Genomic DNA, 21552 nt, shown 5'->3' with positions numbered 1-21552 from the left:
TGACGTTCTGATGTCTTACTTGACACGGTGTAAAGGAATCTGTGATGCTACCCACACATCAACAACGGGTGTGAGCAGCGCCATATGCGCCTCGCACCCACCCGAGCTTCAAAGGAGAGGCAAGTGAGCCACTTCGCCGGCGGCGACGCCGCAAGTACTTCCCCGGGCGCCGTCGGACAGCAGAGCCGCAGCGCCACCGTCAATACCGTGCTGGGCCCCGTTCCCGCCGATCAGCTGGGCCCAGTGGCAGTGCATGAGGCCCTCCTTTCAGTGCTTCCCGGTGCGGAGTATGCCCCCGACATCTCCATGGACCGGGCAGAGATCTTCGAGACCCTGGCAGCTAAGCTGACCGAGTTCCACCGGCACGGCGGACGCACCGTCGTGGACAGCACCGGCATGTTCCACGGCCGGGACCTTCCCCTGTATGAAGCCCTTTCCCGCTCCACCGGCGTGCACATTGTCGCCTCCACGGGCATGGGGCCCGAAGAGATGCTGGGCGGCTACTTCCTGACCCCGCAGACCAACCCGCCTACCCCGTGGCCGGCCGACAAGTTTGCCGACCTTTTCACCAGGGAAGCCATCGACGGCATGGTGATCCCCCGCCTCGAACGCCGGGCAGCTGCCGGCCTGGTGGCAACGGCTGCGGACCGCGCCGGCATGACGCCAACGGAGGAGAGCCTGTTCCGCGGCGCGGCCCGCACCGCGCAGGCAGCAGGCATTCCGGTATCCATCCGCTTCGGCGCCGACGCACTGCATGACCTTGATGTTGTCCTCGAGGAGGGACTGGCGGCGGACAGGGTGCTTGTTGGCGGACTGGACCGCCGTGACGCCGTGGAGGCAGGAGCACCCTTGGAGGTGGCCCGCCGCGGAGCCTACGTGGTCCTTGACCGGGTGGGCACGAACGGGGAGGACGCATATGTGGACGACAGCCGGCGGGCCGGCCTGGTTCAGGAGCTGGTGAACGCCGGGTACGCCGCACAGATCCTGCTCTCCGGCGGTTCCGTGGGCGTGGCCAAGGGCCACCCCGGCTATGACCTGCCGTTCAGCTACGTCCTGTCCACCTTCGTTCCGTTCCTGCACTCACAGGGACTCGGAGAGGAAGTCACCCGGCAATTCCTGGTCGATAACCCCCGCGCCCTGCTTTCCGTGCGCGGCGCCGTGCCTGCCCCGGCAGCGGCCGGCGTCTGAACAATCAAAAACTTATCTATTTTCTGAGGTGTTGGTGTTGGCAAAAGTAAACACTGTATTGGGTACCATTCCGGCCGAAGAGCTCGGCATCGTAGCCGTGCACGAACATATCGGCTACGGCATGCCCGGCAGCGAACTGGACGAAAAGTGGTGGAAGACGCCGGAAGAGCGGTACGCCGAAACGGTGCCGAAGCTGCGGCAGTTCCATGAGTACGGGGGCGGAACCATCGTGGACGCCACGGGCATCTGCAACGGCCGCGATGTGGACTATTACAAGTCCCTGTCCAAAAAGACCGGCGTGCACATTGTGGCGTGCACCGGATTTGTGGGCGGAGACACCGCTCTGCCGCACTTTGCCCGCGCAAGCGTGGCCTACCTGGCCTCGGTCTTTGTCCACGAAATCACGGTGGGCATCGGGGACACCGGAAGCAGGGCCGGCGTCATCAAGGTCGGGGTGAGCCGCGGCGGCCGGATGACCGAGCTCGACAAGCGCATCTACCGTGCCGCAGCCCGGGCCTCCGTAGCCACCGGCGTTCCGATCCTGACCCACCTCGCCATCGATCCGGCACCCGCCATCCGGATCTTCAATGAGGAAGGCCTGCCGCTGGACCGGGTGCTGTTCGGCCATGCAGATGACGGCCTGAACGCCGAAAACACTCCGAGCGAATGGATCATGAGCCAGGGTGGCCGCATTGGCTTCGATACCTTCGGCTACGAGACCGAACTGCCCGATCCGCCGTTCTGGGCCCGGCCGCGCAAGGAACGCCTGGACCATTTCCTTGACCTGATCGCAAAGGGACACCTGAACCGGCTGCTGGCGTCCGCGGACGCCAACTGCAGCCCGCTTGGCTGGCCCGGGGTCAAGGGACACACGGTCAACTACATCTTCGAGGACCTGATGCCGGACCTGCGCAATGCCGGTGTCGACGAGGCAGACATCAAGACCCTCTTTGTCGATAACCCCGCAGAATTCCTCTCCATCTCCGCCTGACCATTCCCGAAACGCCCTACACACTGCCCGGCGCAGCGACGCTCCGGACAGGGAAAGCGATACCCATGGAAATCTCTGAATTCAAAGATCTGCACATCGCCATTGTCGGCGGAGGATACGGCGGCGCCGCGGCGGCCATCGCGCTGAAGAGCATTGGCGCCGAAAACGTCCACGTTTATGAGCAGGCTCCGGCCTTCGGACAGGTGGGCGCAGGCATCGGCCTGCGCCCGACCACGGTGGAACTGTTCCGCCAGTGGGGCATTTTCGACCGGATTGCGGCGGTCAGCGCACCCAGCGACCACCTACGGATCCTGTCCGACGACGGCGCCCACCTCCTGGCACGCGAGGAATGGCCGATGCTGCACGGCTACGCCCAGACCAACCACACCCGCATCATCCACCGCGGCGACTTCATCGAGGCTCTCTTCGGTGCGCTGCCGGAGCAGATGGTCCACACCGATCACAAGCTCACCTCCATCACGGACAACGGCGCGCAGTCCACCCTCACGTTCGAAAACGGCCGCACGGTAACCGCCGATCTGGTGATCGCGGCGGACGGCATTCGCTCCCTGGTCCGCCAGCAGCTGTTCAGTGCGAAGCCGCCGGTCTTCGCCGGCGAGCATGCCTACCGCACCGTTATTTCCATCGACGACGCGTTTGGCCTGGTCACGGACGACAACCCCCGCTTCTACGTGGCCCGGAACGGCACCGTGGCGTACACCCTGCCGCTGCGGCACCGCAACGAGGTGTCCTACGACATCACCACACGCTCCGACGACGATTCCTGGGCACCGGTGATCACCAACGAATCGCTCGTCGCCGTCCTGGAAGGCTTCGACCAGCGCGTCATCGACGTTGCACGCACCCTGGACATCACCAAGGTGACCAGCCGTTCGGTCTACGACATCGACCCGGTGGACGTCTGGCACAGCGAGTCGGTCACCCTGCTCGGGGATTCGGCACACGCCATGCTGCACCACCAGGGCCAGGGCGCCAACTCAGCCATCCAGGACGCCGGCGCCCTCGCGGACGCCCTGCTGGCTGCGGACTCGATCCCCGCCGCCCTCGAACAGTTCCAGGCCGTACGCAAGCCCGTCACGGATGAACTGCAGCGGTTGTCCCGGCTGGGCTGGACCCCGGAGTCCGCGGAAACAGCCTTCCCGGAACAGACACCGGCGCGCTGAGCCAGCCTGTCCCCCGCACTTTCAAGCACCAAGGAAACAACATGACGATACATCCGGAAATCGCCAAAATCCTGGCCACTATCCCCGCCCCCGACGGCTCGCCGCTGGATCCGGCTGCCATGCGCGCCGGCGAGGCGGCGCAGGTTCCCCCTCCGGCGGACCGGCTGCCGCTGCACGCCGTTGAGGATCGCACCGCAGCAACGCCCGCCGGGGACGTGCCGGTACGGATCTACACACCCGTGGACGCTGACAGCTACGGCCTGCTGGTGTACCTGCACGGTGGCGCGTTCTTCCTCGGCAGCCTCGACACCCACGATCACGTCGCGCGTTCCCTGGCCAAGGAAACGGGCTTTAAGGTGATCTCCGTCGGATACCGGCTGGCACCCGAGGCAGCGTTCCCCGCCGGACTCCGGGACAGCTACGCCGTCCTCCGCTGGGCGGCGGACAACGGTGCCGAGCTGGGCTGGGACGGACGGAGCCTCGCGGTGGCCGGGGACAGTTCCGGCGGCAACTTCGCCGCTGCCCTCACGGCCATGGCGAAGGACGACGGCTGGCAGGGCATCACCCATCAGGTCCTGTTTTACCCGTCCCTGGATTTGGACTTCGATGTGGACCGCTACGCCTCGATGCGGGAAAACGCCGAAGGTTACGGGCTGGAGACTGCGGGCCTGGCACCCTTCAACGCGTTCTACCTCGAGAACGGTGCGGACCCGGCGGATCCCCTCGTCTCCCCCATCAAGCGCGGTGACCTCTCCGGCCTTCCGCCGGCCCTGATCATCACTGCCGAGCATGATCCCCTGCGCGACGAGGGTGAACTCTATGCAAAGCGCCTGGCGGAGGCCGGGGTCCCCGTGCAGCTGCACCGCTACGCCGGCGCGAACCACGGTTTCGTGGCCAACTTCTCCTGGCTGCCGGAGTTTTATGCGGCTTTCAGGGAGACGGCGCAGTTCCTCACCGGTAACGAGCAGCCGTGAATCCGATCAACGTCCGGGAGTTCATCGCCGGGACACCCTTCAACCGGTTCCACGCCGGCATGCTGTTCTGGTCCTGCTTCATCATCACCTTCGACATGTATGACCTGGTGGTCTACGGGTCGGTGCTGCCGGTCCTGATGGAGGAATGGTCGCTGGGACCGGTGGCAGCCGGCGCGATTGGCAGCTACGGCATCTTCGGCATGATGGTGGGTGCCATCCTCTTCGGGATACTGGCTGACCGGCTGGGCCGGACGAGGGTCCTCACGCTCAGCGTTGTCCTCTTCTCCGTGGCCAGCGCCCTGTGCGGCTTCGCGCCGAACCCGGAGGTCTTCTCCGTGCTGCGCTTCATCGGCGGCCTGGGCATCGGCGGCATCCTGCCCTGCCTTATTGCCATGCTGACCGATTATGCGCCCCGGAACCGGGCGAACACCCTGGTGGCCGTGGTGATGTGCTTCTTCTCGGTGGGCGGCATCCTGGCAGCCTTCGTGTCCATGCTGGCGCTTCCGGTGTTCGGCTGGCAGAGCGTTTACTGGGTGGCTGCGCTGCCCCTGCTCTTCCTGCCGCTGATGACCAGGTACTTCCTGGACTCCCCGGCAAGCCTGCTGGAACAGGGGAAAACGGCTGAACTGCGATCCGCCCTCGGCAAGGTGAACCCGACGGCCGTTCCGGCCCTGGACGCCACGTTCACGGTCAGCCAGGCAAAGGAACCGGGCAGTCCGGTGACGGCGCTGTTCAGGAACCGCCGGGCGCTGGGGACGCTGATGATCTGGGTGGCCTTCTTTATGTGCCTGCTGATGATCAACGGGCTGACCACCTGGCTGCCGAAACTGATGGTGGAAGCCGGCTACGCCCTGAACTCGAGCCTGACGTTTATGGTTGTCCTGAACGTGGGTGCCATTATCGGCACGCTGGTTCTGGGCAAGCTCTCGGACAAGTGGCGCGTCAAACGCGTACTGGTACCCATGTTTGTGGTTTCCGCGGTCTCCCTGACACTGCTCGGTTTCGGCAGCAACATGGCCGTGCTGCTGCTCCTGGTGGCAGTGACCGGGGCCTGCACCATGGGGGCGCAGAACATCTCCTACTCCTTCGTGGCGCAGTACTATCCCTCCTCCATCCGTTCAACGGCCATCGGTCTGGCGTCCGGAGTGGGACGCATGGGCGCCATCCTGGGTCCGACCTTCGGCGGTGTGCTCCTGACCCTAAGCCTGCCGGTGGAAATGAACTTCCTCTTCTTCGCCATCCCGGGACTGATCGCCGCACTGGCGTTCTTCTTCGTCCCGCTGGGCAGGAAGGGGACGCCAAAGGACGCACTCCAGGGCGCGGATGCCGGATCCCCCGTGGCCGAACCCCGCTGAGCACGGCAGCATCCCTGCAGGCAACAACGACGGCGGCCCGCCTCCTTTCGGAGACGGGCCGCCGTCGTCGTCTGCGCGCTGTCTGCCTCCCGCCCCGCAGACAGCCTGCGGCTACGAACCGGAATGCAGCCGCCGGTAGCCGTCCAGGGTGGTGAAGAAGGGCGAGGGTTCCAAGGTGGGGTTCCCCGTGTAGCCAAGCTCCCGCGCCACCGGCTCAAACGGCGAGTAAACGGAGTCCGTCTCCCACAGCCCGTCCTGCAGGCATCGGGCCGCTGCGCCTGCAATCCGTGCCTCGATGTCCAGGCTCTCCTGTAGTGCCTCCCGTGCCTGTCCGGCGTCGAGTTCCACCCCGTAGGGCTCACCGTCGGAACGCCGGTACGGATGGCCCAGGTACAGGTGGCCGGGCCGGACCTCATCAAGAAGGTACCGGAGGCTGGCCCGGTAAGCCGCCGGGTCCTCGTACCCCGGAAAACCGTTGGCTGCGCCATGGACCTGAACGGCGTCGCCGACAAAAACGTCGTTCTGACCATCCACCACGTAGGCGACCGAGCCTGCGGTATGCCCCGGCACGGAATGCACCGAAACGGAGACGCCGCCGCCCAGCGAAAGCCGCTCGCCGCCACGCACCAGCATGGTCGGCTCCAGCTCCCCCGATATGACGGCCCGGGCGGTCTTCGTCTGTTCGGCCACACCTTCGGGATCCTTCAGGTACTGCTGGCGGACGTCGACATACTGGTCGAGGTGGCGGTCCCGCGAGCGGAGCAGGGGTGCATCCGCCTCATGAATCACCACCTGGGCACGCCGGCCCGTCAGCTCCCAGAGCGCGCGTGCCCCGCCCAAATGGTCAATATGTCCGTGGGTCAGCAGGATCCAGCGCACATCCCTGATGCTCCTGCCCAGTGCCTCCAGCGCCGGCACCATGCCGTCTGCGGGCGACGAGGAGATGCCCGTGTCCACGATGGCTGGTTCGGGGGCATCGATGAAGAAGCTGTAGAGGCCAAACCGGCCCCACGGCGACTCCAAAGGATGGATCTTCACGTCCTGCGTCATTCTCTGCTCCTCAGCTGCACCGGACACCGGCTACTGGATGATTGTGGCACCGCGCGGGGCGGCACCGGGGCGGCAGGGACCACTGTGGTCTTGCACACAAAAAGTTTATTATAATAATATGTTGTTGTCACCCGCTGATTGCCTGCCACTGGCCATCAGCCGTCCCTAAGGAGCTACATCTGCATGGCTGAATTCTCGACGTGGAATGCCGGTGGCGAGACCATCTCCATTCGCAAGGATCTCCGCGCCCCCATGCGCGACGGCGTTGAACTGGCGCTGGACGTGTACCACGGCACCGAAGACAAACCGCGGCCGGCCCTGGTTGCGCTGAGCCCCTACGGCAAGGAACTGCAGGCCCTCGCGCTCACCATGCCGCCGCAGCGCCGCCCAAGCCCCATGTGGGACGGCTGCATCGAGGCCGGTGACATAGCCCGCATAGTCCGCGAGGACTATGCCCATGTGATCGGAGACCTGCGCGGCTCCGGGGACTCCGGGGGTGAGCACATCGGTAACTACAACGCTGGCGGCGTTTCCCTGGGCCAGGACGCGTACGACTTTATTGAATGGGTCGCCGAGCAGCCCTGGTGCGACGGCAACGTCGGAATGGTGGGCATCTCCTACTTCGGTTCCATGCAGGTCCTGGCCGCGGCCGAACGCCCGCCGCATTTGAAGGCCATCTTCGTTTCCGGCGGCCACTATGACTTCTATGAGACCACCTACCACGGCGGCGTGATGTGGTTTATGCCGCGGGCCGCACGCGAAGGCCGCGGCGGAGACTCCGGCTGGGCGTTCACGGACCGCACAAAGTCCCGCATGCTGGAGCGCTACTCCCCCGAGGAACTGAAAAAGCTGGTGGCCGAGCGGCTCCGGGATCCGGATGTCGCGGCCTGGCCCAACCTGGTGCACACCCTGAACTATCCCAAGCACCACGAGGCCTGGTTCGACATCGTAATGAACGAGCTCGACGGCGAATGGTACGAGGAGCGCAACCCCATCACGCTGGCCCCGAACATCGATATTCCGGTGTACCTGCAGATCGACCAGGGCCGCGGCTGGACCATGGACGGCACCATTGAGCTTTTCGACGCGCTCAAGGGACCGAAGAAACTCGATATCGGTTCCTACCCGCCCATGCAGTCACGCCCCTTTATCGAGGAACACGAGAAGATGTTCCGATGGTATGACTACTGGATCAAGGGCATCGAGAACGGGGTCATGGACGAACCCGCGGTCAGTGTGTTTGTGGAGGGCAGCAGGAAACAGGTCACCGGCAGCGCCTGGCCGCCCAAGCCGGTGGACTACCGCCCCCTCTACCTGCGCCCGCGCCGCAAACTGTCGCCGGAGCCCGAACCCATGGGCACGGAGTACGCAGCCCCGGACGGCTTCTACCAGGCCCCGTTGACGGTGACTGACAAGGTGGAAATCCTCAGCTGGAGCACTGACGCGTTTGAGCAGGATACGGAACTGATGGGATCCGGCGCAGCGCACATCTTTGCAGAGATTGACCAGCCGGACACCAACTTCATCCTGCGGCTGTGGGACAGCGCCCCGAACGGCACACGCCAGCTGATCACCACCGGCTACCTGAAGGCATCGCACCGGGAACTCGACGCGGACCGGACCACCGAGGGCAACCCCTACCACCCGCATACCCGTGCAGTGCCGGTGGAACCGGGCGTGGTCGAGGAGTACGTGATCCGCCTCTATCCGTTTGCCGCCACCTTCCGGCCGGGCCACCGGCTGGTCGTGGAACTGTCCAATGACGAACCGCTGGCGGACGAGCATAATGCCCTGCTGCCGCCGGACGCGTTCCATCTTCCGGTAGGCCGCCCGGTGACGCACAAGATCTATCGCGACGCCGCGCACCCGTCCCGGCTGGTACTGCCGTTCACCACCGGCGAGGCGTCTCAGGGCTAACCGCCTACACAACAGCAGAGGGCGGGCACCGGATCCGGCGCCCGCCCTCTGCTATTTGTACTGTTGCCGGCTAGGAAGCCATGGCCGGGATCTTCATCCCGTGCTTGGTGACCAGCAGCTCACGGGTGGCCTTCACCTGCTGCTTGGCTTCGGCATCGTCCCAGCCGAGCTGCGGAGCCAGCAGGTCCGCCATCTCGGTGAGCATATCCTCGGACACCAGGCCACGGAAGGCCAGCGAGGTGCGGCGGATCAGGACGTCGGACAGGCGGGTGATCTGCTCGTGCTCCACCATGTACTCGAGCTCGCGGGTGCTCAGCTCGGGGGTGGACGCCAGCAGCTGGTCTCCGCCCTGGGCCAGGAATTCCATCACGTCAGTGGCACGGGTGCCGTAGCGGGTCAGCAGGACGCGGACACGGTCACGGTCGGCTACCTCGTTGGCGGTCCGGTTCACCCACAGGCGCTCTTCGGCCTCGGTGCGCGGGAAGTCCTTGCCGCCGCCAATCTGGAGTTCGGCGGTAGCTGTCTTGCGCGGCATGCCGAGGGCCGTCATGGCCGCCGTGGCGAGGTTTTCGGACAGCGCACGGAACGTGGTCCACTTGCCGCCCACCAGGGACAGCGTGGTGACGTTCCGGCCGCCGCGGTTGTCCATGCGCTTTTCGATGCGGTAGTCGCGGGACACGAAGCCGGGCTGCGTGTCGTCGTGCTTGGGCAGCGGGCGGACGCCGGAGAAGGTGTAGACAATGTGGTCGCGGCGCACGTCAACACTCGGGAAGACGTGGGCAATGAGCTCGAAGAAGTACTCGACTTCCTCGTCGGTGCAGACCGAGTCCTCGCGGATGTCGGCGTCAATGTCCGTAGTGCCCACCAGGACGCGGTCACCCATCGGGTAGATCAGGACAATGCGGCCGTCGGTGTGCTCAAAGAACATTTCCCGGCCGTTGCATGCTTCCAGCAGTTCCGGGTGGTCCAGAACAATGTGCGAACCCTTGGTGCCGCCCATGAAGGAGGTGCGCTTGCCGAAGGAGTCGTTGGTCTCGTCGACCCAGGCGCCCGTGGCGTTGATGACCACATCGGCGTCGAAGGTGAATTCCTCACCGGTGAGTTCATCGCGCAGCAGCGTGCCGGCGTCGGTGGTGCCCACGGCGCTGACGTAGTTGCTGGCACGGGACTGCGGGTTGGCCTCGAGGCCGTCACGCAGCACGTCCAGGGTCAGGCGCTCGGGGTTGTGTACCGAGGCGTCAAAGTAGGTGGCCGTGTACTTGACGTCCGGGCGCAGCAGGGGAAGTTCCTGCAGGGACTTCTTTTTGCCCACGAAGTTGTGCTTGGGGGCCACGCGGCCGCCGCGGGAGAAGAAGTCGTACATCAGCAGGCCGGCCTTGATCAGCACGGCACCGCGCTCGGTGTGCTTGCCCTGCTTGTGCGTCAGGAAACGCAGCGGCGCGGCGGTGATACCCGAGAATGTGGTGGTGATGGGGATGGTGGTCTGCAGCGGCTTGACGTAGTGCGGGGCCAGGCGCAGCAGCGCGTTGCGCTCGACGACGGACTCGTGCACCAGGCGGAACTCGCCGTTCTCCAGGTAGCGGATGCCGCCGTGGATCATGTGCGAGGAGGCGCCGGAGGCACCCTGGCAGTAGTCGCCGCGCTCAACGAGGGCAACGTCCACACCCTGCAGCGAGAGATCGCGGAAGGTGCCTACACCGTTAATGCCGCCGCCGACAATAAGCACCGAGGCCCGGGGACGGTCCTTCAGCTGCTGTACAACCGGACGGGTCCGGACTGCGGCGGTCTTGTCTGTACTACTGGGGTTCACGGAATTGTCCACGATATCTCCAAACGCTTCTGTGGCGGCTTTGCCATATCCCACAATGTTCAGAGTCCGCGGCCCGCCGCATCGAACCAATGCACAAACGTGCACCCTGCGATAATGGATTTATGGAAAACCTAGCGGTGTCGGTGGTCAGCAAGTGAACGTTGGTCTCACCATCCCTCCACGGGAGGCTAATGGCGGTGTTCCCGCCACGGAGAAGGAGGGCAGGGACCGGGACGCCCTGCGGGCCGCCCAAATGTATTACCTGCAGAACCTGACCATGGAGGCGATCGCCCGCGAACTGCGGGTTTCGCGCTCCACGGTGTCCCGTCTGCTGGCCCACGCCAGGAGCACGGGGCTGGTGCGGATTGAGATCCGCAGCCCCTCGGACCGGGCGCCGGCGCTCGAACGGCAGATCAGCTCCCGCTTCGGCGTCCAGGCGCACGTGGTTCCGGTGGCCGAGACCGTTTCCGCGGCGCAGGCATTGCAGCGGGTAGCCGTGCAGGCAGCGCACCTGATCAGCCCGCTCATCGATTCGGATGCGATTGTGGGCGTGGCCTGGGGCTCAACCCTCACGGCCGTGAGCCAGCATCTGCCGGTCAAGAGCACGCATGACAGCACTATTGTGCAGATGAACGGTGCGGGGAACTTCCGCACCTCGGGCATCACCTACGCCAGTGAAATCCTGCAGCGCTTCGGCCACGCATATGGTGCGCGGGTGGTGCAGTTCCCTGTCCCCGCGTTTTTCGATCATGCCGAAACGAAGGACGCCATGTGGCGTGAGCGGCCGGTGAAGCGTGTGCTGGACCTGCAGGCCCGGATGAATACGGCCATCTTCGGTGTCGGTTCCATGGAAGCAGGCGTGCCCAGCCACGTGTACAACGGGTCCTATCTGGATGACGAGGACCTCAATGACCTGATGGCCGAAGGCGTGGTGGGTGACGTTGCCACCATGTTCTACCGGGCGGACGGCACCTGGGACGGCATCCGGCTCAACAGCCGCAGCACCGGCCCCGATCTTTCGACCCTCCGCCAAGTGCCGCGGCGGATCTGCGTGGTGGCCGGCGAAACCAAGACCACCAGCCTGCTGGGCGCGTTGCATGCAGGGCTGGTGACGGACCTGATCCTGGATGAAAACTCCGCGCGGCGGCTGGCATCCTCCTAGGTCCGGCGGTGGTCGGAGAAGGAAAGGCAGGACCCATGGAAAGAGATCCCCAGACCGCCCGGCGGCTGCGGGAGCTGCAGACCGGGGCGGACCCCGGCGCGATCCTCGCCTTCTTTGATGCCCTGCCACCGGTTACGGTAGCCGAAATGTCCGGATCGTGGCGGGGTGCCGGTATTCCCACGGGCCACCCCCTCGACGGCCTGCTGGAACCGCTGGGCTGGCACGGAAAACGCTTTGACGGGCCGGAGGACGTTTTCCCGCTGGTCTTCTCCTCCGCCGTCGGCCTCTTTGCCGTGAATCCGGCCCCGGTTCCGCTCCGGGCCGTCCTGCGGCTGTCACCTGCGCTGCGCCGCTCCGGCCTGTTACACCGCATCCGGCCGCTGTTGCGGCTGCTCCGGACCCGGAACGCCGGGGCCCGTCTACGAATGACCGAGTACCGCGGCGTGTCGTCGGCCACCATGATTTATGATTCCCTGCCGGCCAATGATGTCTTCCGACGGGTGGACGCAAACACTGTCCTGGGGTGCATGGACCTGCGCGGCACCCGGGCGCCGTACTTTTTCGTGCTGCGGCGCGGGTAGGGACTCAGGAATCCAGCATGGCAACAGACCGGTTCCACAGCCCCAGCGCCAGTGCGGCGTCCCCGGCCTGCTTGTTGGGCCGGGCCACCTTGCAGCGCTCAAAGTACTTTCCGGTGGGGTAATCCTCCCCCGGTGTACCGCGTGCCAGGAACAGCAGGGTCCGGGCACCCTTTTCCGGGGTCGGCAGCAGCCGGCGCACCAGCGGCGCCTGGTAGAGGGAGCGCATGGCCGACCCTTCCGCGCTGGAGAAGCTGGAGCCGATGACGCCGGGGTGGAAGGCGGTGGAGGTAGCCCCGTGGGACCGGTAGCGCCGGTCGAATTCCTCGGTGAAAAGGATCTGCTCCAGCTTGCTGTCGCCGTAGGCCTTACGGGGGTTGTAGTCCTTCTCTTCCTCCAGGTCGTCAAGGTCCACGTGGCCGAAGTAGCGGTTGGCGACGCTGGAGGTATTGATGACCGTGCCCTTGGACCGGATCAGCCGGTCAGTCAGGAGCCGGGTGAGCAGGAACGGGGCCAGGTAATTCACCTGGAACGTCATTTCGTGCCCGTCATCCGTGACCTGGCGTTCCTTGCCGAAGATCGCACCTGCGTTGTTGGCCAGGACATCTATCTGCTCGTACCGCTGCAGCAGTTCCGAGGCCAGGTTCCGCACGCTGTTGAGGTCCGCGAAGTCGGCAAGGAAGTACTCCCCTCCGGTCTGCTCCGCCACGGCCGCCGTCTTTTCCCTTGACCGGCCGACCACCACTACGTGCTGCTGTTCCCTGGCCAGCGCTTTGGCGGCGGCAGCACCGATGCCGTCGCTTGCGCCGGTGATCACAATGGTTTTTCGACTCACGCACGCCTGCTTTCGGTGGGCCCTGCCGGGATCCTGGATGTTGGTTCCACCATAGCCCCCCGGGGTCCGGCTCCGCCCGGGGCTGCGCCCTGTGCGCCGCACCGGCTGCCCGCTATTGCCCGGCTATCTCCCGCAGCGCGCGGACGTGGCTGTCAAAGGCATCCGCACCTGTGGGGGTAAGGCCCACCCAGGTCAGGCGCCGGGAGTCCCCGCGGTTCACGGATGCCTGTTTGACCAGCCGGACATACCCTGCATCGGCCAAAAGTTTCAGGTGCTTGGACAACGCCGCATCCGCCACGCCGAGGGTGTCGCGCAGGACGGCGAAGTCCAGCTGCTCAACCGGCCTGAGCAGTCCGCAGATCCGGAGCCGGACGGGCGCATGGATCAGGTCATTGAACTGCGCGTCAGGCACGGCGGAGCTCGTCCAGGCCGCTTCGGTAGGCGACGCCGGAAAGCCACGTTGCCAGCACAAACGCCGCCAGGCTTGTGAGCCCCACTGCCCACACGATGCCGAGGGAAACCAAGGCCAGCGAGATGGAGAACAGCACCAGGCTTCCCGCCAGGATGCCGGCTACGGCCACCATGGCCCGGCGCCCCATCCGGCGGAACTTCACTCCGGTCTCGCGCTGGATCAGGTAAGTGATGATCAGCACCGCCACCAGCGCCAGCCAGGCGGAACCGGACGGCTCATAGTCCGCTCCCGGACTGGCCGCCGCCGCAGCGGCCACGTACCACGCAGCCACGCCGCCGTACCCTGCAAGCAACACCCTCGGCACCCGGACGGCACCGGCCAGGGTGCTGCGGTCAGCGTTCAGCATCCGGAGTCCGGCCGCGGCCTCTTCGGCGCGCTTATCAAAGTCATTTTCCATAACGGCAAGTGTCTATCTTATTTTCCATTATGGCAAGTGACTTTTTCCGGGGCACTCCTGCATCCGCCGGAGCTTTTCCGGGTTGCGGACGGCGAATACCGACTGCACTTTTCCGCCCGCCGAAAATTCCAGCTGGAACACCGTGGTCACGGCGCCCTCCTCACAGAACGCGACGGCGGGCAGGCCGTTGAGTTCCATGAAGAAGGGCACCGCCCCGTCGCCGTACTTGTCCGCCAGCCCCAGCATCAGCCGTGCCACCTTCTCCGGGCCGTGGACGGGGCGCAGTGCAGCACTCGCCTTGCCGCCGCCGTCGGATACCAGCACCACTCCCGGCGCCAGCAGATCAACCAGCGACTGGACCTGCCCGGTCATGGCGGCCCGAAGGAAACGTTCCACCGCTGCACGGTGTTCACCGGTATCCGCACCGGCCCGTGGTGTGCCGGACCGCACCCGGGAACGTGCGCGGTGCAGCATCTGCCGCACCGCGGGTTGACCGGCATCAAGGACGGCGGCAATCTCCGCATAGCCGAAGTCGAATACCTCATGCAGCAGAAAGGCAACCCGTTCCGGCCCCGTGAGGGTCTGCAGCAGCACCAGCATCGCAGTGGACACTTCCCCCGCCGTCAGCACAGCCGCCTCGGGGTCCGCAGGGTGCGCGTCCTCACCGGTGGGCAGCGGCTCCGGCAGCCATTCGCCGGGATAGTCCTCACGCCGCCGGCCGGAAGCCCGGAGAACATTCAGTGCCTGCCGGGACGCGATCCGTGCCAGGTAGGCGCGCGGATCGGCCACGGGAGCCTGCACTTCCCGCCAGCGAAGGTAGGTTTCCTGCACCACGTCCTCGGCGTCTGCCACGCTTCCCAGTACGTCATAGGCAATGGTGAACACCAGCCTGCGGTGTGCCAGGAACTGGGCATCACGGTCCGGGCTGGCGCTCACTCCATGAGGTGAACGGACCGCGCCGCCGGCGTCGTCGTTGGCACCTTCGGTCCCGTCGGCCATGTATATGCCCCACTTCGTTTGGCTTCGCCGCGGATCCACCGCAGCGTCATGCGGCAGATGATTTCCTTCTGCACTGCCGCCGTCCTGCCGTGCAGGTGCAGCCGGGCAGGCGAATCGTCGGCAGCAAGGAACTGGACCACCGCGTCGCTGCGGCCCAGACTAATGCACACCCCTCGGAATCCGCTGTTATGCCGCACCCCCGGCATTCCGTCCACGGCGCGCAGAATGTTCCCTGCCGCGTCAGCACCCATCGGCAAAGCGGCGGCACAGCACATCCGCAGGTACGCATAGTCCGGGCCGGCAATCACGGCTGCGTCACCGGCACCGTAGATGCGTTCGCGCCCCTGCGCCTGCAGGGTGGGTTCCAGGCACAGCCTGCCGCTGCCGTCCACGGCCAGCCCGGCCTTGGCGGCGAGCTGCGGAACGGCAAAACCGGCACACCACAGCACGACGTCGGCGGCCAGGTTCCGCCGGACGTCGCCGTCGGTGGCAACGGAACTCCCGGTGTGCAGCTGCACCCCGGCTTTTCCGAGGCGCTTCACCAGGGCCCTGCGGGCCGGTATTCCCAGGGTCCGGGCCACGTCCGAGGCGCTGTGCAGAGCCACGCTCAGGTGCGGGAAGGCCCCCGCAGTCTCCGCCGCGGTTTCGACGGCGGTGAAGCCTCCGCCCACCACTGCCACCCGGCCGCCGGCGGGCAGTGCCGACAGTTCGCGGCGGGCGCCGGCGGCCCCCTCCAGATGTTCAATCCGCAGGGCACCGCCAGGGGCTGCGGCTGCCGCTGATCCCACGGCGTACACCAGATAGTCATAGGCAAGGTCACCGCCGGCGGCGAGCCGGACGGTGCGCATGTCCGGCAGGATCCCGGCTGCCGCATCCCGGACCAGGTGCACCCCCGGGTGCAGGACGGAGCCATAATCCACGGTGGCATCCGCGCGTGTACCGGCAGTGTATTCGTGCAGCCGGATCCTTTCCACGAACCGGGGACCGGGAGTCACGAGGACTACCTCCAGTCCGCTCCGTCCACTGGCCGCCAGCCGGTTGGCCGCCATGACTCCTGCATATCCGCCGCCCAGGATAACTGCCGTGGTGTCCATGGGGTGCTCCTTGTCTGTCTGTCCGGGCCCGGTGCGTCGCTGGAGCACCGGTCGTGAACATAAGACACCGCGGGGAACCGATTTGTGACAGGGTCCCGGGCGGGTTATTGCGTCAGCCCGGCGTATTCCTCGAGCGTGATTCCCTCGCGGTGGAGCCTGGCGGCAAGGTCTGCCCCCACATAGCGCAGGTGCCAGGGCTCGTAGCTGTACCCGGTGGTCAGCTCCTTGCCTTCCGGATAGCGGATGATGAAGCCGTACCGGTGCGCATTGGCTGCCGTCCAGGCCCCGGCGGGCGTGTGCTTGAAGCAGGCCTGCAGGGAACAGGCGGCGTCCGGGTTGCCGATGTCCACGGCGAGTCCGGTCTGGTGTTCGCTGTGGCCGGGCCGGGCGGAGATTGCTTCGGCCGCATGCCGGCCCTGGTTGCGGATGTAGGCGGCATGCAGCTCCGCCTGTGCCTCAGCGGACCGGAATCCGCTGACCGCCCTTAGCGGGGAGCCGCCTGCCGCGGCGTCGGCGGACATTCGGCTGTACGCTTCCGCGGCGTCGCGGCGCAGCTGCACTCCGTGGACGTCGGCAAGGTCCGGAGGCCGGAAACCTGGGTCGCTGAGCTGACGGTCCTTGTTGACGAGAACGCTGATGCTGGCGGGCGAGTCGAAGTCCAGGCCCGGTCCGGTGGCCGGTGCTCCCGGTTCCGTGCCGGCCGGCGGCAGGAACATCAGGAGGGCGAGACATACGCAGCCAATCAAGGCTATGTGCGTAGTGACGTACTGGCGCGGCATGACAATTCCTCCCCCAGCAACTTTCCCACAGCAGCGTGCAATTAATCGGATAGGACCCGCTGCAGGTGCAGCGGGTCCTATCCGACGGCGCGGTTTCCCTAGACGGTGGCGGGCTCGCGGTCCGGCGCGGCTTCGGCGGGCGCTGGCTCCGGAACAGGTGCCTCATCCACCGGCCAGGCTTCATCCTTCGGCGGCTTGATCCGGTCAATGATCATCACCACCACGAGGGAGGCGGCGCCCCAGATGCCCAGGGTCAGCAGGTGTGAGCCCACGGTGTCTCCGCCGAAGTACAGGATGGAGCGGATGGACTCCACTGCGGCCGGCATCGGCAGGATGCCGTGCAGGAAGCGGAAGATCTCCGGTTCCATGTAAATGGACATGGCCGCACCCGAGGCCGGGACGCCCAGGAACATCAGGATGCCGATGACCGGCAGGATGGCCAGCATCCCGATCAGGCGTTCAAAGACCGTGGTGAACATGGCCACGCAGAAGATGGCGACGGCGCCCACGCCCCAAAGTGCGAGGAAATGGCCATCGATGGCGCCCACAAAAACGTCCACAATGACCCAGAGGAACGCCGAGAAACCTACGGACCAGCCGGCCACGACAGGCAGGAGCCGGCGAAGCGGCCGGCTCGCGGGCTGCGCGGTTGCCCCCACCACAATGATCATGAAGCCGGCCATGATCCAGCCCATGGCCAGGTACATGGTGGCCATGCCCATGGAGTCTTGACCCGGCAGCGGAGCAATCTCCTCCGTGGCCAGCTGCATCTGCTGACCCGCGGAAACCTGGGCGAAGATCTGGCTGACCACCTGCTGGGCACTGACGCCCGCAGCCTGGTTTGTATAGAGAGTGGCCGCGGGGTTCTCCGCGGACGGCAGTACGTACGCTGCGGTGATCTCCCGGTCCCGCACCTGCTCCCGTGCTTCATCGGCGGAATCAAGTGCCCGCAGATCAAAGAGTCCGGACATGTTCTCTTCCAGTCCGGCTACGGCCTGTTCGGCCTGCTGCGTGGTTGCCCCCACGACGGCAACCGGCATATCCCGCGGTGCGGGCTGGTACATTGCGCCCAGCATCATGGTCAGCATCATGGAGACCATGGCCAGCGGGAAGAAGGCCAGGGTGAGGTAGCGCCAGACGCGGTTTTTCGGCCGCGGTCCGCCGTGCAGCGAGGCAACGTTGACGGGCAGCGGCTTGGCGTCCGGTGTTCGCCGGCGCTTCAGGGCATCCAGTGCCAGGGTCAGCAGCAGTGAGACCGCAGTGCCGATGGCCAGCACCAGCAGGTGCCGGCCTGCGCCGTCCCCGTCGAAGTAGAGCACCGAGCGCAGCGATTCGCCGGTCGCGGCCGCCGGCAGGAAGCTGTGCAGGAAGGGGTAGAGCGCGGGCATGGTGTGCACCGACATGCTCATATTCGAGGCGGGCACACCCAGCACCATCAGGAACAGCATGCCGGCAAGCACCGCCATGGGTCCCAGGATGCGGGTGAGGAACAGCTGGACGCTGCCCACGGCGAACACTGAGAGCCAGCAAATGCCCAGGACAGCAGCCGTATGGCCTTCCACCACGCCCATGATGGGTCCGACGACGGTCCACACCAGTGCCGCAATCAGTGCGGACCAGCCCGCCAGCAGCGGGACGAACCGGCGGAAACGCAGCAACTCGGGCGAGTTGGACAGCACCAGGCTCAGAGGCATGTACCCCGCCAGCATCAGGGCGGTGGTCATAAACATCGCACCCAGTCCGGCCATGTCATTCTCCGGCAGGGGTGCCAGGTCCTCCGTCGCCAGGGACAGTCCCTGTGCAAGCACCTGGGGAGCCAGCAGTGCAGTGACGGTCCCACTTTGGGAGGCGCCGGCCGCCCCGGCGGTGTAGACAGTGGCAGTTTCACCGGCCAGGTCAACGGCACCGGAAACCTCGCGGTCCAGCACCAGCTGTCGGGCCTCCTCCGCGGAGTCCACCCTCCTGACATCAACGGCGTCGGGATTGGCGGAGGTCAGTGCCCCGGCGAAGGAATCCGCCTGCTGCGCCGAGCCGCTGACGGCAACGGGCATGTTGTTCGGCTCCGGAGAATGCATGGCGGCCAGGTATCCGCCCACCAGCATGGAAACCATCAGCAGCGGCATTAGGAACATGGCGACATAGCGCCCGATCTTTTCCGCCTTGGCCCGTTTCACGGCGGCGGCGGAATCCCGGTCCGTTGGTTCCGGTTCAGTTGCCGGCTCAGTCTCCGGCGGTGAATCGGTGGATGTGGGGGACAAATTGGTCAAGAACGTGCTCCTGTTGAATCAAGGACGGCGGTGCGAGGGCGCAGGCCGGTGCGGCCCGGGCCGGCCAGTGGGACCGACTCGTCAAAATTACGCCATGTGGCGTAAATTGGATAATCGAAGCCCGCAATGACGTTCAAAGGAGAGTGTTCAGCCATGGGACAGCATGGGGAAAAGGCGCGCGGGGCACTGCTGGATGCCGCCGAGGAACTGTTCGCCGTCAACGGGATCGATGCCGTCTCCAACCGCCGGGTCGCCGAGCATGCGGGCACCGCCAACCACTCCGCTGTCGCCTACCACTTCGGCAGCCGCGACGAGTTGCTGCGGATCCTTTCGACGCGCCATCTGCAGGAAACCAACCGCCGTCGAACCGAATTGCTTCGTTCCCTGCCGGCGGATGCCGCCCTCCCGGACCTGCTGGCGGCCATGATCCTTCCGTGGGTGGAGCACCTGGCATCGCTGCCCGTGCCGAGCTGGCGGGCACGCTTTGTATCCCAGATCAGAAACGTCCCTTCGGTGCACGCGGTCAGTACCGACGCCGCGGCGGCCAGCCCCGCCATGGAGGAACTCGTCCGCCGCACCCACGCTGCCGCGGGCAACGTCACTCCCTCGGTGCTGTACGGCCGTTCCTCCATCCTCGGCGGCATGGTCCTCAGTGTCTGCGCGGATTATGAAGCGCGCGTCCAGGACGGCGTCGAAGAGCCCAACTGGACCGGCGTCGGCTATTTCCTGATTGACGCCTGCGCCGGGATGCTGGCCGCCCCGGTCACCCACCCCGGGGACTTCCTGGCCCAGCCGTCCTCGGTCTACCTGCTCTGAGCAGCTGCCCGCTTAGAGCGTCGCCTCCAGTTCGGACCACAGGGCGAGCGGGCCCACCTGCGGGCACGGCCGGCGGCACGCCGTCAGTAATGCGCCCTGCCCCTAGGCGGGGGCAGCTGCCCGCAGTGCCCTGTATCCGAACATCCGGTCATAGACAGCGGCGAAGATCATCGCCAGGGCCACGGCAATCACCATGATGATGAGCATGCCGATCACCCCGCTCTGCACCCCGGCGTCGGCGTCGGCGTTGAAATAGAGCACCGCCCGGTTGGCCATGGTCATCTGGTACAGCGGTTCGCCGCGGGCAATGAACGTGAAGAATCCGGGCAGCGCCTCCAGCGGCACCACGCCGCTGGCCGCAGGCAGGCCCATAAACACCACGTAGATCAGGGACAGGATCATCCCGGCGCTGCCAAAGAGCGTAATCAGGGCCATGGTTACCGCCGACACGGTGACAATGGACAGCCACGTGGTGAGGAAGAACCAGCCGCCGTTCGGTATCGGCATGCCGACGGCGGAGGCCACCCACATCATCAGGCCGGCGGTGGGCAGCCCGCCCAGGACCACCAGGCCCCATTTGAGCAGATAGGTCTTCCAGCGGGCGGGCTGCAGTGGCGGGCCCAGGGAGAAGCGGGGCCCAAGTTCCACCGGCGCCACCCCCAGCCGGGCGTCCACCAGGAAGTGGATGGCCACGGTACCGCTCAGTCCCACGACCATCAGGAGCACGGAGTAGAAGAAGGCGCCCATGCCCAGGGCCGCCCCTTCCGGCGGCGGGTTGTAAACGTCCCGGGTAACGGAAATGGGCTCCGCCAGCAGGTCGGAGGACGTACCGTCGACCTTCGGCGCCACCTGCTGCTGCAGCTGGGGCGGCAGGTCCGCTCCCAGCCGTGCCAGCTCGCCCTGGAGTTCTGCCTGTGCCTGTCCCTGGGCTTCGCGTGCCGAAGCGGTCAGCTGTTCGCCCAGGGTCTTGTTGGCCTGTTCCACGGCCGGGTCCAGGGCAGAGGTGGCGAGGCTACTTGCCAGCGGTCCTGCCAGGGGGTTGGTGTAGACGGTGATGTCCGGCCGCGTGACCTGCGTGTCGCTGAGTGAGCCGCTGACCAGTGCGGTGGCATTTGCGGAGAAGGATTCCGGGATTACCACCGCACCGTGGATCTGCCCCTTGCCCATTTGTTCCTGCGCCTCTTCCCAGGACAGGACCCGCAGGTCAATCTCGTCGTTGCTGCTGAACCCCTTCACCATTTCGTCGGTAATGTTCTGCCCCAGGTTCTCGCTGCCGGCAGGCGTCTGCATCCCGCTGTCCTGGTTCACGACGGCAACGGGGAAGTGTTTGAGGTGGTTTCCCGGGCTGCCCAGGCCGCCGATATACAGGGCGGTGCCCGCCCCGCCGAGCAGCAGGAGGACCAGCAGCGGCAGCAGCCACATACGCGGTGAGAGGTACACGCCTGCCGTGGACGGCGCCGCACCCCGGCGGGTCTGCGGCGAAGGGGTTCCGGGCTGATCCGGTTGCGCTGAATGTGCGGGCATGCGGATACCTCCGAAGCAGCCGAGCTGTACTGTGGACGCACCTTCTCGCCCTTACCGTTCGAGGCTAGCCCGCTGCCCTGTTCCGTGGATACGGTCCGGGGCCGCCCGGCCCGGCGGGAGGCCGAATTCCTGCCGAATTCCTGCCGAATTCCTGCCGGGC

At 66.0% G+C, this 21552-nt stretch carries 19 protein-coding genes; 9 read left to right on the top strand and 10 right to left on the bottom strand.

Annotated features, from left to right (window positions below; genetic code table 11):
- Positions 1–123: 123 nt before the first annotated feature.
- The 5 genes from AC5RVB_RS08305 to AC5RVB_RS08285 all read left to right on the top strand — a co-directional run bounded on the left by AC5RVB_RS08305 (position 124) and on the right by AC5RVB_RS08285 (position 5692).
- Entirely contained in the window at positions 124–1188 is a 1065-nt protein-coding gene (locus tag AC5RVB_RS08305; RefSeq protein ID WP_227902050.1) for a phosphotriesterase family protein, read from the top strand.
- Positions 1189–1216: 28 nt separating this feature from the next.
- Positions 1217–2179, top strand: coding sequence for a phosphotriesterase family protein (locus AC5RVB_RS08300; RefSeq protein WP_489884321.1), 963 nt, complete (start codon positions 1217–1219; stop codon positions 2177–2179).
- A 65-nt stretch (positions 2180–2244) separates the two neighbouring features.
- A complete protein-coding gene (locus AC5RVB_RS08295; RefSeq protein WP_227902052.1) occupies positions 2245–3363 on the top strand; it encodes an FAD-dependent oxidoreductase in 1119 nt (372 codons plus the stop codon).
- Positions 3364–3404: 41 nt separating this feature from the next.
- Positions 3405–4337, top strand: a complete 933-nt coding sequence (locus AC5RVB_RS08290) for an alpha/beta hydrolase (RefSeq protein ID WP_290245134.1) — start codon at positions 3405–3407, stop codon at positions 4335–4337.
- Entirely contained in the window at positions 4334–5692 is a 1359-nt protein-coding gene (locus AC5RVB_RS08285; RefSeq protein ID WP_494142456.1) for an MFS transporter, read from the top strand. The genes AC5RVB_RS08290 and AC5RVB_RS08285 overlap by 4 nt, the downstream gene beginning before the upstream one ends.
- A gap of 111 nt (positions 5693–5803) precedes the next feature.
- On the opposite strand, the gene AC5RVB_RS08280 is transcribed toward AC5RVB_RS08285, so the two are convergent.
- The gene (locus AC5RVB_RS08280) at positions 5804–6742 is read right to left on the bottom strand and encodes an MBL fold metallo-hydrolase (protein ID WP_494142455.1); all 939 of its coding nucleotides are present in this window, start codon (positions 6740–6742) and stop codon (positions 5804–5806) included.
- Between the two features lie 183 nt (positions 6743–6925).
- Here AC5RVB_RS08280 and AC5RVB_RS08275 point away from each other — a divergent pair, with 183 nt between their 5' ends.
- On the top strand, positions 6926–8659 hold the full coding sequence (locus tag AC5RVB_RS08275; RefSeq protein ID WP_227902056.1) for a CocE/NonD family hydrolase: 1734 nt from the start codon (positions 6926–6928) through the stop codon (positions 8657–8659).
- A gap of 70 nt (positions 8660–8729) precedes the next feature.
- On the opposite strand, the gene AC5RVB_RS08270 is transcribed toward AC5RVB_RS08275, so the two are convergent.
- Positions 8730–10481 (bottom strand): glycerol-3-phosphate dehydrogenase/oxidase, encoded by a 1752-nt coding sequence (locus AC5RVB_RS08270; RefSeq protein ID WP_494142454.1) that lies wholly within the window; start codon positions 10479–10481, stop codon positions 8730–8732.
- Between the two features lie 241 nt (positions 10482–10722).
- Between AC5RVB_RS08270 and AC5RVB_RS08265 the strand changes: the two genes are divergently transcribed.
- Positions 10723–11631 (top strand): sugar-binding transcriptional regulator, encoded by a 909-nt coding sequence (locus AC5RVB_RS08265; protein WP_231709776.1) that lies wholly within the window; start codon positions 10723–10725, stop codon positions 11629–11631.
- Positions 11632–11666: 35 nt separating this feature from the next.
- The gene (locus tag AC5RVB_RS08260) at positions 11667–12212 is read left to right on the top strand and encodes a DUF4334 domain-containing protein (protein ID WP_494142453.1); all 546 of its coding nucleotides are present in this window, start codon (positions 11667–11669) and stop codon (positions 12210–12212) included.
- Positions 12213–12216: 4 nt separating this feature from the next.
- Here the strand turns inward: AC5RVB_RS08260 and AC5RVB_RS08255 are convergent, their stop codons facing one another.
- From AC5RVB_RS08255 to AC5RVB_RS08225, 7 genes are all read right to left on the bottom strand, one after another.
- Positions 12217–13044, bottom strand: coding sequence for an SDR family NAD(P)-dependent oxidoreductase (locus tag AC5RVB_RS08255; RefSeq protein ID WP_494142452.1), 828 nt, complete (start codon positions 13042–13044; stop codon positions 12217–12219).
- A 112-nt stretch (positions 13045–13156) separates the two neighbouring features.
- Positions 13157–13456: a transcriptional regulator gene (locus AC5RVB_RS08250; RefSeq protein ID WP_494142451.1), complete on the bottom strand. Its 300-nt coding sequence runs from the start codon at positions 13454–13456 to the stop codon at positions 13157–13159.
- Complete coding sequence (locus AC5RVB_RS08245) at positions 13449–13913, bottom strand: hypothetical protein (protein ID WP_290245138.1); 465 nt, start codon at positions 13911–13913, stop codon at positions 13449–13451. The genes AC5RVB_RS08250 and AC5RVB_RS08245 overlap by 8 nt, the downstream gene beginning before the upstream one ends.
- A 27-nt stretch (positions 13914–13940) precedes the next feature.
- On the bottom strand, positions 13941–14912 hold the full coding sequence (gene sigJ, locus AC5RVB_RS08240; RefSeq protein WP_494142450.1) for an RNA polymerase sigma factor SigJ: 972 nt from the start codon (positions 14910–14912) through the stop codon (positions 13941–13943).
- The gene (locus AC5RVB_RS08235; protein ID WP_227902063.1) at positions 14846–16006 is read right to left on the bottom strand and encodes an NAD(P)/FAD-dependent oxidoreductase; all 1161 of its coding nucleotides are present in this window, start codon (positions 16004–16006) and stop codon (positions 14846–14848) included. The genes sigJ and AC5RVB_RS08235 overlap by 67 nt, the downstream gene beginning before the upstream one ends.
- 104 nt (positions 16007–16110) lie before the next feature.
- Positions 16111–16785: a M15 family metallopeptidase gene (locus AC5RVB_RS08230; RefSeq protein ID WP_227902064.1), complete on the bottom strand. Its 675-nt coding sequence runs from the start codon at positions 16783–16785 to the stop codon at positions 16111–16113.
- A gap of 98 nt (positions 16786–16883) precedes the next feature.
- Positions 16884–19052, bottom strand: a complete 2169-nt coding sequence (locus AC5RVB_RS08225) for an ABC transporter permease (protein ID WP_227927896.1) — start codon at positions 19050–19052, stop codon at positions 16884–16886.
- Positions 19053–19205: 153 nt separating this feature from the next.
- Between AC5RVB_RS08225 and AC5RVB_RS08220 the strand changes: the two genes are divergently transcribed.
- A complete protein-coding gene (locus AC5RVB_RS08220; protein WP_227927897.1) occupies positions 19206–19868 on the top strand; it encodes a TetR/AcrR family transcriptional regulator in 663 nt (220 codons plus the stop codon).
- A 102-nt stretch (positions 19869–19970) separates the two neighbouring features.
- On the opposite strand, the gene AC5RVB_RS08215 is transcribed toward AC5RVB_RS08220, so the two are convergent.
- Positions 19971–21392, bottom strand: coding sequence for a YhgE/Pip domain-containing protein (locus AC5RVB_RS08215; RefSeq protein WP_494142449.1), 1422 nt, complete (start codon positions 21390–21392; stop codon positions 19971–19973).
- Positions 21393–21552: the final 160 nt, after the last annotated feature.

Source organism: Arthrobacter sp. Y3225209 (assembly GCF_059090685.1).
The sequence above is the reverse complement of the archived record's forward strand: the minus strand, read 5'-3'. Positions and strand labels throughout refer to the sequence as shown.